Genomic DNA, 12,634 nt, shown 5'->3' with positions numbered 1-12,634 from the left:
CATTTCTAACTGTTTTATGACGATGGCGTGGTATGGGCATCTGAAAATTTTACACAATGCGCCGCTTTGGCAAGCGATTTTGTTTAGTTGGTTGATTGCTCTATTGGAATATAGTTTTATGATTCCTGCAACTAAACTATTAAATCAACAGGGTTGGAGTTTGGGCGAAATGAAAATCACCCAAGAAGTTGTTACGCTGATTGTGTTTGTGCCCTTTATGATTTTCCTGTTTAAACAACCATTCAAGTTGGATTATGTCTGGGCGATGTTTTGCTTAATGGGCTGTGTCTATTTTGTGTTCCGTAACCAGAGCTAATTTTTCGGCTACTGCCCTAATGTTCTTTATTTGGGGATGCCTGAAAAAACCGCTATAATATTTGCCAATTTATTCCTTTGTGCTTGGCGTAAGTCGAGACATTTCCCTATTTTTATCATGTTTTGGAAAAGCCAATGAATGCGGTCGCAACAGATAGCCAACCTTTAGTCGGGATTATCATGGGTTCTCAATCAGATTGGGCAACACTTGAACATACCGCTAATATGCTCAAACAATTGGGTGTTCCTTTTGAAGCTGAGGTGGTTTCTGCGCACCGTACGCCAGATCGTTTATTTGAATATGCTGAAACAGCACGTGATCGTGGTATTCAGGTGATTATTGCAGGTGCGGGTGGCGCGGCGCATTTACCGGGGATGTGTGCTGCTAAAACTGATTTACCTGTGCTTGGCGTGCCTGTTAAATCTTCAATTTTAAATGGCGTTGACTCATTGCTTTCGATTGTACAAATGCCAGCGGGTATTGCTGTGGGAACACTGGCAATTGGTCAGGCAGGTGCAACCAATGCGGCAATTCTTGCAGCGCAAATTCTAGGTTTAACCCGCCCAGATATTGCAAAAAATGTGGCTGATTTCCGCACAGCTCAAACGGAAAAAGTATCGAACAATAACATTCCTGGTCAAGTATAACGGGGCCAATCATGAATAAAACCATCGGTATTTTTGGTGGTGGACAGCTTGGGCGCATGATGGCGCAAGCAGCTTTACCACTCAATATTCAATGTAGCTTTTTCGAAGCCGAAACAGACTGCCCAGCAGCTATTTTAGGTCCTGTATTTTCAAGTAAAAATCCACAAGCACTACAAGATTTCATCGCAAGTGCCGATGTATTCAGTCTTGAATTTGAAAATACGCCTGTTGCTGATGTAGATGTTTTGACCCAAACCAAAACACTGCACCCTCCTCGCCTTGCTTTGGCGACAGCACAAAATCGCTTGGCAGAAAAAAGTTTGTTTGACGAACTAGGTATTCCAGTTGCACCGTATCGTGCTGTGGATAGCTTAGAGAGCTTAAAGCAAGCCGTGGCTGAACTGGGATTACCTATCGTATTAAAAACTGTAACAGGTGGCTACGATGGTAAAGGTCAGTTCGTATTACGTTCTGAAGATCAAATTGATACAGCTTGGGCTGAATTAGGGCCTGCCAAAAGCTTGATTGCAGAAAGTTTTGTGAAATTTAGCCGTGAAGTATCTATTATTGCGGTGCGTGGTCAAGATGGTGATGTCAAAACATGGGCACTTGCTGAAAACCACCATCACAATGGCATATTGTCACACTCAATCGTTCCTGCACCAAATAGCACAGATTTACAACCAGTTGCACAAGACTATATTACTCGGTTGTTGAATCATCTTAATTATGTGGGTGTACTTACACTTGAATTATTCGTGACTGAACAAGGGCTTTATGCCAATGAAATGGCATGTCGTGTTCATAATTCAGGACATTGGTCGATTGAAGGTGCGATTTGCTCGCAGTTTGAAAATCATATCCGTGCAGTAGCAGGGTTGCCGCTAGGAGCAACCGATGTTGTGCGTCCAACAGTAATGATCAATATCATTGGTCAACACCCGAAATCAGAAGATGTTTTAGCACTGAAAGGTTCGCATTTACATCTTTATAATAAGTCTGAGCGTGCAGGTCGTAAGTTGGGCCATATCACACTGATGCCGAATGACCGTGATGATTTAACCGACTTGTGTCGTCAGTTGGCAAAGATTTTACCAGTTCCATTAGCACTGACAGATGATATGAATCTCTAAACTTATCCACATTATCTAAAAGCGATCTTTGGATCGCTTTTTTATTGCGTATGATTTTTTGAATTTAAAGTTTTAAATTCAAAAAATGCACGAACCATTTTTGGTACACTGTGGATAACTTTAAGATGGGCTTTTGAATTTAAAATAGTGTGAAAAATTTGAATTTAAATTGTGCTGGGTTGTTGAGTGTTGTGGTTTAAATTCAAAAATATGCATTTTTTAAATTTAAAACCAAAGGTATTGCTGTGTTTTGAATTTAAATTTTGAGGCTGTGGATATCTATTTTTGATTTTAATTTTATGAAATGTAAGGAATAGTGTGTGGGTTTGAGCTGTTTTAGTAAATTGGAATGAATTTAAATGAAGTATCTATTTTTGAATTCAAAAACATGGTTGATATGAAGTTATTTTTAAATTCAAAAATACAGATAGTGATTGATGCTTGTTTTGAATTTAAATGAAGGCTGTTGGTAACTTTTAAATTTAAAACGATGGTGGAGTTATGAATTTAAAAATTAGGCTTTAAATTTAAAAGACAATAAATGAATTCAAAGTTACGTTTCCAAACGGAACATAGTGCGGCTGCGTGTTAAGGTGAACAGGAAATTTAAATTTAAAAACTTTGGTTAAGACATGAAAAATCATTTTTCTCTATTTATAGGCACTGCCTTATTTGCTTTATTTAATCAAGCGCATGCAGAACTCATTATTAATGGTGCAACGGTGTCAGCGACAACGACTGCACCATCCAACAGTGCCTATTCACCAAATACAAATTTCCAGTCGTGTATTGCGAACTTGCGTTCTCAGGCAATTGCATCTGGGGTATCTGGTGCGACTTATGATCGTTATACGCAAAACCTAACGCCTGATTATTCAGTCATTGATAAATTAAATTACCAGCCTGAATTTTCGACTCCAATTTGGGACTATTTATCAGGTTTGGTTGATGATGAGCGTGTCCAAGTGGGCAAACAAAAACTTGCTCAACATCGTGCTGTTTTAAATCGAGTTGAACAGGCTTATGGTGTACCAGCAGAAACTGTAGTGGCGGTGTGGGGTGTGGAAAGTAACTACGGTGATATTTCAGGTAAATATCCTTTATTGCAGGCTTTGGGAACGCTCAGTTGTGAGGGCCGCCGCCAAAGTTATTTCCGTAGTGAATTTTTTGCGACGATGCGTGTTTTACAGCGTGGTGATTTAGCACAAGATCAACTCTATGGCTCATGGGCAGGGGCTTTTGGTCATACCCAGTTTATGCCATCGACCTACGAGCGCTTAGCAGTAGATTTTGATGGTGATGGTCGCCGTGATCTGGTTTCAAGTACCACAGATGCTTTGGCTTCGACGGCAAACTTTTTAAAACAAGCAGGTTGGCAAACAGGTATGCCGTGGGGCTTTGAAGTGACAATTCCACAAGGTATGTCAGTTGCAGGTGAAAGCCGTCGTAATAAAAGGTCGCTGAATAGCTGGGTTGCACAGGGTGTGACTCGTGCGGATGGTACAGCTTTAATTCAAGGTAATTTATCGGGTAGTACGCCTGCTGGATTGATTTCACCTGCGGGCGCAAATGGTCCAATATTTTTAGTCTTTAAAAACTTTGATGCAATTTATAGCTATAACGCTGCTGAAAGTTATGGCTTAGCGATCGCTCATTTATCTGATCGTTTACGAGGTGGTACAGCATTTTTAACGTCTTGGCCAACGGATGATGCAGGGACTTCTCGAGCAGAGCGTCGCGAAATTCAGCAGTTTTTGGTCAAGCGAGGTTATGATATTGGTGTGGTGGATGGACTGATTGGAGACAAAAGTCGTCAAGCCATTCGCCAAGAGCAAACGCGCTTAGGCTTGAATCCTACAGGCCGTGCGGGACAACAGATTTTACGTGCATTTAGGCAAGAGCAAGCAAAACAAATGATGCAATAAGTATATTTAAATAAAATAAGGTCTGCTTAAACACAGACCTTATTTTATTTAGGGTGCAGCATCTAATTTTATGGCTTCTAAAATATCAAAAATTACCGCAGTGACATCTTGGCTTAAATCACGATCATTAAAAATTTCGTAAGCAGTAATAGTTACATCTGTATCGCTAGGTAGTTGTTTTTGTTCTTCTTCAATCAGGTGTTCAATTGGCAAGAGCGTTTGTTTAACTTCGAGATGTAGAACTTCATTATAAGCAAGATTCTCATCTTCAAACTCTAATTCATGTTCATTGAAATAGGGGATCAAAATAGAATGAAGATACGGACTAAGATCCTGAATATCTAAGATTTCAATATCACGAGTCTGTTCAATCGTACTGATGTGGTCATTCACTTCAATGAGGATATGATAATAACTCATGCTGATCTCCATTAAGACTAAGATGATGTTTTAACACCACAATAACATGAATAAATCAAAAGAATCGACTCATTGTTACGATCTTTTTAAAAACATCAGCTTATAGATTTTTCATATCCTTATAACAGAGACTTAACGAGAAAAGCCGAGTAGTTCCAGATCGACATCTGCGAGTTGAAAGTTCTTCGCATCTTGTTCCTTGATTCTTGGATACATCAGTGATTTTGGATCTTTGGTATGCTTTAAACCCAATACATGACCAAATTCATGTGCAAGCGTTAAACGCAGGTCATCAACTGAGGAAAATTCATAAATAAAAATCTGTTTACCATTGAAATGCCCTTTGTGAAACAAACGTGGCTGAAATGTTTGATTAAATTGATGAGTTGATGCTACAAGTTGCTTATTATTTTGATTGAGTTTTTGAATATCTCGATTAAGTTGCTGAGTTTTTTGATTATAAACTTGAATCTCTTGTTGTAGAGCGAATTCAGCCATAAAAGGCTATCTTGTTAATAATAAATCACGGTCAGCCTGAGTGAGACGGAAATGGTCCATCTCTTGATCTTTCATAATAGGGTACATTAACGCTTGAGGGCTGTTTGCATGTTGTAAACCAAGGGCGTGTCCTAGTTCATGTGCTAGTGTTAATCGTAAATCGTTATCTGATTCAAACTCATAGATTAAAATTTGTTTTCCATTAAATAAGCCTTTATGAAATAAATGTGGTTGAAAGCGTTGTTTGTATTGTTTGACTGAAGCATCTAGTTGTTGATCCAGTGAGTTAAGTTCATCTATTTTTTGATTTAATTGAGTAATTCTTTGATTGTATTGATTAACTTCTTGTTGCACTAACTCAATATTACTTTGTAGCTCTTGTTGTTTCTGCTGAAAATATGTCGAATTCCCAGATGAAGATTGGTTGTGTTGAGCAGAAAGCTGCTCTTGATTATATTGCTGAATTTGTTGATTGAGTTGTTGTTGTTTTAAATCTAAAAATTGCTTACTCCGCATAATTTCTTGTTCAATTTGGTCTAATTGCTGTTTTTTATCTTTCCATACCTGTTGATTCGCTTCGAGTTGAGTTATATGTTCTCGGCGTTGTTCGCTTTCTTGTTGGCGTTCATCGTAAATGAGGTGAATCGCAAGTTGGGCATTGGGGTCATAAACAAAATAATCCTGTCCTGTACCATCTTTCCAAATTTGAGTTGCTTGTTGGCTAATTTCTTGTACTTGTTCAAGACTGAGTTTAAAACGAGGATCTACCTCAGCGATTCGATAACGCAGGCGAGTATCTATTGGATGAGTGATACGGTCAGCTAATGAATTGAATTTTAGTTGAGGATATTTCTGAGTTTGATAACTTAACCCTAATAAGAAAATAATTAACCCTGAAAAAATTAAAAAGCGCATGATTGTATTTTCTATTCTTCTGAAAATGAGATGAATCAGTTTAAGAGAGACTTTTGATCTAAATAAATTGAACTATAACAAGAATAAGAGATATCTGGAAAATATATCAACATGTATCACATTCTGCTTTAATGCATATTCTGAAGGAATAAATAAAATAAACATTAAGGCACAATATGCTGAAATATTTACTGAAAGCGCCTGATACTGCATGGACAGCAGATTCTCCTGCTGAGGCAAACGTTAAAAATTTAAAAATCAAATATTTGGGGGCGGCGGGATTCATTCTTTCTGATCAGCATCGTACAGTTGTGCTTGATCCTTTTATCAGTCGTCCAAACTTAAACCAAACGTTTACTCAGCCTTTATTGAGTGATCCTGAATTAGTCAGACAACATATACCAAATGCAGATGATGTATTGATTGGACATGCTCATTACGATCATATTCTAGATGCGCCAGAAGTGTGTAAACAAACGGGGGCACGGTTAATTGGATCCAAAGCGACTTTAATGTATGGACGTTCAGCAGGCTTGTCTGAATCGCAAATGCTTGAAACAAAGGGAAGAGAAATCATAGATTGTGGTCAATGGCAAGTGGTGGGTTTACCATCCATACATGGTAAGGCACTGTTTGGCCGTGTGCCTTTACCAGGGGATATGACCACTCCACCTCCTTATCCGCCCAGATTTCATCATCTGCGGCATGGACAAGTTTTTAATTGGTGGATTAGCACAGGACAACTTAGTCTCGTGCATATTGATTCAGCCGATTTTATTGAACAAGAGTTGCAGGGGAGACAGGCAGATATCGTGTGCCTGTGTGCGATTGGACGGAAATATCGTCTGAACTATGTCAAAGATGTGGTACGACTACTGAAACCGAAATACATTATTCCATGTCATTGGGATAGCATGGTGACGCCGATTGATGACGTTCCTCAGTTGTTGCCAGGGGTGAATATTCCTGAGTTTATTGAAGAAATAAAAGCCTGTGGTGTAATACCTTTGTTTATGCCGATTTTGGGTGAAATGTATTTTGAACAAAATGCTTCATCTTAAAATATAAAAAAACCGCGCTTTCGCGCGGTCTTTTTTAAAGCGACAAATTATTTTTTGTCATCTTTAACTTCTGTGAACTCAGCATCTACAACGCCATCGTCCGCTTTTTGTTGTTGACCCGCATCACCACCTTGGAATGCATTTGGATCAAAACCTTCTGCGCCGCCAGCACCTTGTGCTTGTTCATAAGCACGTTGAGTGATTGGCATCAAGATGTTTTGTAAAGCTTCAGTTTTCGCTTTGATGTCTTCAACATCATTTTCTTTAGTTGCTGCTTCAAGCTCAGAAACCGCAGTAGCGATTGCAGTTTTTTCATCTTCAGTCACTTTGTCACCTAGATCTTTAACTGCTTTGTTTGAGCTAGATACTAAAGCATCTGCTTCGTTACGAGCTTTCGCTAACTCTTCAAATTTACGGTCTTCTTCAGCATTTGCTTCAGCATCTTTAATCATTGCTTCGATTTCAGCATCAGACAAACCTGAGTTCGCTTTAATCTGGATTGATTGCTCTTTACCAGTGCTCTTATCTTTAGCCGATACTTTTAAGATACCGTCAGCGTTGATGTCGAACGATACTTCAATTTGCGGTACGCCACGTGGAGCAGGTGGGATATCGCCTAATTGGAAGTTACCCAACAATTTGTTTTGTTGAGCCATTTTACGTTCACCTTGGTAAACAGAAATATCTACAGCAGGCTGGTTGTCAGCAGCAGTAGAGAACACTTGTGATTTCTTCGCAGGAATCGTGGTGTTCTTCTCAATGATTGGTGTTAATACACCGCCCATTGTTTCGATACCTAAAGTTAATGGTGTTACGTCTAATAGAAGAACGTCAGTTTTGTCACCAGACAATACAGCACCTTGAATCGCAGCACCGATTGCAACCGCTTCATCAGGGTTCACGTCTTTACGTGGCTCTTTACCAAAGAATTCTTGTACTTTTTGTTGTACAAGTGGCATACGAGACTGACCACCAACTAAAATTACGTCAGAGATGTCTGAAGTCGAAAGACCAGCATCTTTAAGCGCGATTTTGCAAGGCTCGATTGTACGAGCAACTAAATCAGCAACTAAACCTTCAAGTTTTGCACGCGTTACATTGATCACTAAGTGTTTAGGACCAGTTGCATCAGCCGTGATGTATGGAAGGTTGATTTCAGTTGCATTTGATGAAGAAAGCTCGATTTTTGCTTTTTCAGCAGCTTCTTTCAAACGTTGTAACGCAAGTGGATCATTTTTCAAGTTCACACTTTGTTCTTTCTTAAATTCTTCAACCAAGAATTCAATTAACGCGTTATCAAAGTCTTCACCACCAAGGAAAGTATCACCATTTGTTGATAACACTTCGATTTGTTGGTCGCCATCAAGGTCTGCGATTTCAATGATTGATACGTCGAAAGTACCACCACCTAAGTCGTAAACTGCAACTTTACGGTCACCTTCTTTTTTGTCCATACCGAACGCAAGAGCGGCAGCAGTTGGTTCGTTAATGATACGTTTAACATCAAGACCTGCAATTTTACCCGCATCTTTAGTTGCTTGACGTTGAGCATCGTTAAAGTAAGCAGGAACGGTAATCACCGCTTCAGTAACTGTTTCACCTAAATAGTCTTCTGCAGTTTTCTTCATCTTTTTCAAGATTTCAGCAGAGATCTGTTGAGGCGCTAATTTTTTGTCGTTTACTTCAACCCAAGCATCACCATTGTCTGCTTTGATGATTTTGTAAGGTACAAGACCGATGTCTTTTTGTACCGCTTGATCTTCATAACGACGACCGATTAAACGTTTGATTGCGAATAAAGTGTTTTTCGGGTTTGTTACAGCCTGACGTTTAGCACTTTGACCAACTAAAATTTCACCATCTTTATAAGCGATGATTGATGGGGTTGTACGTGCGCCTTCAGCATTTTCGATTACTTTTACTTTATCGCCTTCAAGTACAGCAACACATGAGTTGGTAGTACCTAAGTCAATACCAATAATTTTTGCCATTTGGGATATTCCTCTAAAATTTTGTGAACCCCCTGATTTCCTATTTAATAAATGGAATTTAAAAGGGGATTTGCTTGTTATTCGATATGAGAGTCAATCGGTTTTTTTCAAGCATTTTTATGAAAAAAAATCAAAAAACTCTCGAATTATTGTGTTTTGAGCAAAATTTTAAATGCTCAACGTCAATTTATTGACCAACCATCACCATTGCTGGGCGGAGTAGGCGACCATTTAAGGTATAACCTTTTTGCAATACGGTGCCGATTTGGTTCGCTTGAGCGTTTGGATCGATACCGACTGCTTGATGAAGATCTGCGTTGAAACCATTTTTTGTATCTGCTTCATGCACGCCAAATTTTTCCAGTGTGGTCAGTAATGATTTCAGGGTTAGCTTGATACCTTCAAGCACAGGTGTTTGTTCGTCGCCAGCGGCTTGAATCGCACGTTCAAGATTGTCGACTGAATCCAACAACTCTTTAGCAAATTTCTCAAGAACGGTATCTTTGTGTTTTTCAGATTCACGCTGGATACGTTCAACACTCTTTTGTGCTTCGTACACGGCATTTGCAGTACGGGCTTTTTCAAGTTTCAAGCTTTCTTCGAGTTTGGTGATTTGCGTTTGTAAATCTTCAACGCTAAGCTCGTTTGCTTGCTCTACACCTTCAGCTTGAGTTTGTTCAGTTTGTTGCTCATTTTGAATGTCTTGAGCTTGCTCATTTTGCTCATTAGCCATTGATGATCTCCGTTGAAAAAAGTTCTTAAACATGTACAGTCCTTTTGGCGTGAATGCTCATAGGGTTAAACCCGAACTGCCACATCTTGGTCATTCATAGATAGGGATGAAGTATGGGCAAGGCGACAAAATTCAAGCGTTCAGGTTGATTTAAATCTTTTAATTTTGCTGATTTAAGTAAAAATTGAAGTTTTCGACGACAAAAGCAATAAATTCTTGTGTGATTTTCGGTAAATGTTGCCTTGATGCATAGACTAACCACAAGGTTAGGTCAGGTGCAAAAATCTGTAAATACCTGTTGTAAACGTTGTTGTGCAATATCCTGACGCACCAATAGCGTTGGGAACATGGCAATGCCTTCTGCTTTGAGACACATTTGATACAGCGCAATCACATCATTACTTTTAAACGTATTGATGAAGCATACCATTGCGTAGCAGGATCAAACCAAATGGCAATATTTCCGCGATGAAAAGCCTTTACAGATAGGTTTGTGCAACAAAGCCATTAGAAATATTAAAAAATCAGAAAATACCTCTTTTACCTGTGCTTGAGCTTGGCTATTGGCATGAAAGGCAAGCAGTGATTAGCAAAATGGTTAATGACTTTTTAAGATAAGCCATTTAGGTTACAGCATGATTTTGAATTCTTTATCTTGATCTACGACTTTATAACAGCATATAGTCGATATGAACAAGAACTATGGACAGGGCGAAAAAGGGGAAGAACGTGTCAGCATTACCTCAAAAAATTCAAACGATTTTAGATAAAGGACAAGGTCCTGCTGCACGAGCGCTAGATAAGCTGCCTAAGATTGTACAAGAATCATTGGCGAAAGTTTTAGGCTACCCATATCAATATCCAGATTTGTATGCTTTTACAAAATGCTTAATAGCAGTTCAAATTAAACAAGGGCGTGTTGGTTTTATTGGAGATGATCCGATCGAATCTCGCCGTCAATTTGATACACAAATGTTAGCGATTTTAAATAAATCGACTTCTATAGAATCGGTAGAAGATATACGTCTGCCTTTACAGAGTGGCACTGTTTTCGCAAGGCATTATCATCCTGCACCTAATAAAAAATTACCGATGATCGTGTTCTATCACGGTGGTGGTTTCGTCGTTGGTGGTTTAGATACGCATGATGAAGCCTGTCGACTCATTGCGAAGTACGCAAAAGTACAAGTTCTGAGTATCGATTATCCGCTTGCACCAGAAGCATCTCCGCAGTTACTCATTAAATCTTGTGATGATGCATTAGCATGGGTGTATCAAAATCGTCGTCAGCTAAAAATTTATAAAAATCGTATCGCTGTTGCTGGAGATAGTGCAGGAGGAAATATTAGTACTGTAGTTGCACAGCATGCGGTTGGTAAATCATATGCACCACAAGCTCAGTTGTTGTTTTATCCTGTTGTAGATTTTAAAAGTAAACATCCTTCTTTTTATGCCTATGGTCAGGGTTTGGTGTTAACCAGTAAAGATGTAGATTACGTCACTAAATATTATTCAACACAGCATCAAGTTGCGTTAGATGATCCATTAATCTCACCTACGTATGGAAGTCTTAAAAAACTAGCTCCAGCATTTGTGGTAACAGCAGGGCATGATTTATTACATGATGAAGGTGAGATTTATAGCCATAAACTAAGACAAAGTGGTGTTAAAGTGCATTATGTAGATTATCCAGATCAAACGCATGGATTTATTAATCTCACACCGATTTCGAGTAAAGCTAAACGCAATACAATCGAAATCGCTAAAAACTTCAGAAAGTTTTGGGATAAACACAATTAAATTAATCAGCCTATGTTTCACGTGGAACATAGGTTTTTTTATTAGTAAATAACAAATAGAAATAGCAAAAATAAATTTGTAAAACTAATATTGAGAAGTACAACAAATCACTCGTTAAAATCAGAGAAAAGCAATCATGAAAAAGTTGTTGATGACAACCAGCCTACTATTAATAAGCAGCCATTTATTTGCCAACACAATGGTTGATATGAAAACCAGTATGGGAAATATTGAAATTGAACTTTTTAACGATAAAGCACCTGTATCAGCAAAAAATTTTGAAAGCTATGTAAAAAGTAACTTTTATGCTGGAACTATTTTTCATCGAGTCATCCCAGGATTTATGATTCAAGGCGGGGGGATGGATGCCAATATGATTGAGAAGGCAACTAAAGCACCTATTAGTAATGAAGCAAGCAATGGCTTGAAAAATACGCGCGGTACATTGGCAATGGCTCGTACTAGTGATCCTAACTCTGCTACGAGTCAATTTTTTATTAACGTTGCTGACAACACTTTCCTAAATCGTTCACAAATGGATGCTGGTTATGCTGTATTTGGTAAGGTAACGAAAGGAATGAATATTGTTGATAAAATTGTTAGTGTTCCTACAGGTAACTATGGAATGCATCAAAATGTCCCTAAACAGCCGATTAAAATCATTAGTGTTCAGATAAAGAACAAGAAGTAAAAATTAAAGCAGAAATATTTTTAAATATTTCTGCTTTAATTCAATTTGATCATCAAAATTAGGTGGAATTAAATCCATATTTTTAATTAAGTCATTAAATTACAGTTATTTATGTTTTTTAAATTCACTTTTAAGAAAATTAATAAATTTTAAATTATATAAATCAGTAAATTAGGTAGGTTGAAGTTTTAAAAAAAAACAACCGAATTTTAAATTTTCTAAAAGTGCTTGCGTGTGTTTTGAAATGGTGTAGAATGTACATCCATCGGCGGTGATGCAGATAAAAACTTGTTGAGAAACAAGGATTGGCTAGATTAGTTGGGTTCTTGGATTGATTGGTGGGTTTTAAAAATATCGAAATTACCTGTTGACTTTAGTTTAGATTAGAGTAACATAGCCGACCTAGCTTGATGATGACGAATCATCGAGAAGATCATTAAGAGAATAGAAGAACAACTTGTGTGGATTTTTACTGATTGATCGATCGAAAATATTTCATTGATT

At 38.2% G+C, this 12,634-nt stretch carries 11 protein-coding genes and 2 pseudogenes; 7 read left to right on the top strand and 6 right to left on the bottom strand.

All coding sequences use genetic code 11. The annotated features are described in order from the left end of the window. The first annotated feature begins 16 nt into the window (after positions 1-16). The 4 genes from HYG88_RS11130 to HYG88_RS11115 all read left to right on the top strand — a co-directional run bounded on the left by HYG88_RS11130 (position 17) and on the right by HYG88_RS11115 (position 4,021). Complete coding sequence (locus tag HYG88_RS11130; protein WP_249571318.1) at positions 17-316, top strand: DMT family protein; 300 nt, start codon at positions 17-19, stop codon at positions 314-316. Between the two features lie 134 nt (positions 317-450). Continuing rightward, complete coding sequence (gene purE, locus HYG88_RS11125; RefSeq protein ID WP_004660511.1) at positions 451-963, top strand: 5-(carboxyamino)imidazole ribonucleotide mutase; 513 nt, start codon at positions 451-453, stop codon at positions 961-963. Between the two features lie 11 nt (positions 964-974). Beyond that, positions 975-2,096, top strand: a complete 1,122-nt coding sequence (locus HYG88_RS11120; protein ID WP_178883102.1) for a 5-(carboxyamino)imidazole ribonucleotide synthase — start codon at positions 975-977, stop codon at positions 2,094-2,096. A gap of 632 nt (positions 2,097-2,728) precedes the next feature. After that, a complete protein-coding gene (locus HYG88_RS11115) occupies positions 2,729-4,021 on the top strand; it encodes a lytic murein transglycosylase (RefSeq protein ID WP_218647879.1) in 1,293 nt (430 codons plus the stop codon). Positions 4,022-4,069: 48 nt separating this feature from the next. On the opposite strand, the gene HYG88_RS11110 is transcribed toward HYG88_RS11115, so the two are convergent. The 3 genes and pseudogenes from HYG88_RS11110 to HYG88_RS11100 form a co-directional block, all read right to left on the bottom strand. After that, the gene (locus HYG88_RS11110; protein WP_087545560.1) at positions 4,070-4,453 is read right to left on the bottom strand and encodes a hypothetical protein; all 384 of its coding nucleotides are present in this window, start codon (positions 4,451-4,453) and stop codon (positions 4,070-4,072) included. A 120-nt stretch (positions 4,454-4,573) separates the two neighbouring features. Next, a pseudogene (locus tag HYG88_RS11105) lies at positions 4,574-4,927 on the bottom strand (matrixin family metalloprotease); the annotation flags it as partial. An 18-nt stretch (positions 4,928-4,945) separates the two neighbouring features. Continuing rightward, positions 4,946-5,854 carry a matrixin family metalloprotease gene (locus HYG88_RS11100; protein WP_178883100.1) on the bottom strand — a complete coding sequence of 303 codons (909 nt, stop codon included), beginning with the start codon at positions 5,852-5,854 and terminating at the stop codon, positions 4,946-4,948. Between the two features lie 176 nt (positions 5,855-6,030). On the opposite strand from HYG88_RS11100, the gene HYG88_RS11095 reads away from it, so the two are divergent. After that, entirely contained in the window at positions 6,031-6,915 is an 885-nt protein-coding gene (locus HYG88_RS11095; protein ID WP_178883099.1) for an MBL fold metallo-hydrolase, read from the top strand. Between the two features lie 47 nt (positions 6,916-6,962). Here the strand turns inward: HYG88_RS11095 and dnaK are convergent, their stop codons facing one another. From dnaK to HYG88_RS11080, 3 genes and pseudogenes are all read right to left on the bottom strand, one after another. Continuing rightward, positions 6,963-8,906: a molecular chaperone DnaK gene (gene dnaK, locus HYG88_RS11090; RefSeq protein ID WP_004949942.1), complete on the bottom strand. Its 1,944-nt coding sequence runs from the start codon at positions 8,904-8,906 to the stop codon at positions 6,963-6,965. Between the two features lie 187 nt (positions 8,907-9,093). After that, positions 9,094-9,639, bottom strand: coding sequence for a nucleotide exchange factor GrpE (gene grpE / locus HYG88_RS11085; RefSeq protein ID WP_178883098.1), 546 nt, complete (start codon positions 9,637-9,639; stop codon positions 9,094-9,096). A gap of 159 nt (positions 9,640-9,798) precedes the next feature. After that, positions 9,799-10,051 (bottom strand): annotated as a pseudogene (locus HYG88_RS11080) (LysR substrate-binding domain-containing protein); the annotation flags it as partial. Positions 10,052-10,368: 317 nt separating this feature from the next. On the opposite strand from HYG88_RS11080, the gene HYG88_RS11075 reads away from it, so the two are divergent. Continuing rightward, a complete protein-coding gene (locus tag HYG88_RS11075) occupies positions 10,369-11,439 on the top strand; it encodes an alpha/beta hydrolase (protein ID WP_178883097.1) in 1,071 nt (356 codons plus the stop codon). A 136-nt stretch (positions 11,440-11,575) separates the two neighbouring features. Next, positions 11,576-12,130: a peptidylprolyl isomerase gene (locus HYG88_RS11070; RefSeq protein ID WP_178883096.1), complete on the top strand. Its 555-nt coding sequence runs from the start codon at positions 11,576-11,578 to the stop codon at positions 12,128-12,130. Positions 12,131-12,634 lie beyond the last annotated feature (504 nt).

It is taken from the genome of Acinetobacter sp. SwsAc4 (assembly GCF_013391535.1).
Taxonomy (GTDB): Bacteria; Pseudomonadota; Gammaproteobacteria; order Pseudomonadales; family Moraxellaceae; genus Acinetobacter.
The sequence above is the reverse complement of the archived record's forward strand: the minus strand, read 5'-3'. Positions and strand labels throughout refer to the sequence as shown.

Coding starts and splice junctions, on each gene's coding strand:
- HYG88_RS11130 (WP_249571318.1), top strand. CDS start 17: ATGACGATGGCGTGGTATGGGCATCTGAAAATTTTACACAATGCGCCG.
- purE (WP_004660511.1), top strand. CDS start 451: ATGAATGCGGTCGCAACAGATAGCCAACCTTTAGTCGGGATTATCATG.
- HYG88_RS11120 (WP_178883102.1), top strand. CDS start 975: ATGAATAAAACCATCGGTATTTTTGGTGGTGGACAGCTTGGGCGCATG.
- HYG88_RS11115 (WP_218647879.1), top strand. CDS start 2,729: ATGAAAAATCATTTTTCTCTATTTATAGGCACTGCCTTATTTGCTTTA.
- HYG88_RS11110 (WP_087545560.1), bottom strand. CDS start 4,453: ATGGAGATCAGCATGAGTTATTATCATATCCTCATTGAAGTGAATGAC.
- HYG88_RS11100 (WP_178883100.1), bottom strand. CDS start 5,854: ATGCGCTTTTTAATTTTTTCAGGGTTAATTATTTTCTTATTAGGGTTA.
- HYG88_RS11095 (WP_178883099.1), top strand. CDS start 6,031: ATGCTGAAATATTTACTGAAAGCGCCTGATACTGCATGGACAGCAGAT.
- dnaK (WP_004949942.1), bottom strand. CDS start 8,906: ATGGCAAAAATTATTGGTATTGACTTAGGTACTACCAACTCATGTGTT.
- grpE (WP_178883098.1), bottom strand. CDS start 9,639: ATGGCTAATGAGCAAAATGAGCAAGCTCAAGACATTCAAAATGAGCAA.
- HYG88_RS11070 (WP_178883096.1), top strand. CDS start 11,576: ATGAAAAAGTTGTTGATGACAACCAGCCTACTATTAATAAGCAGCCAT.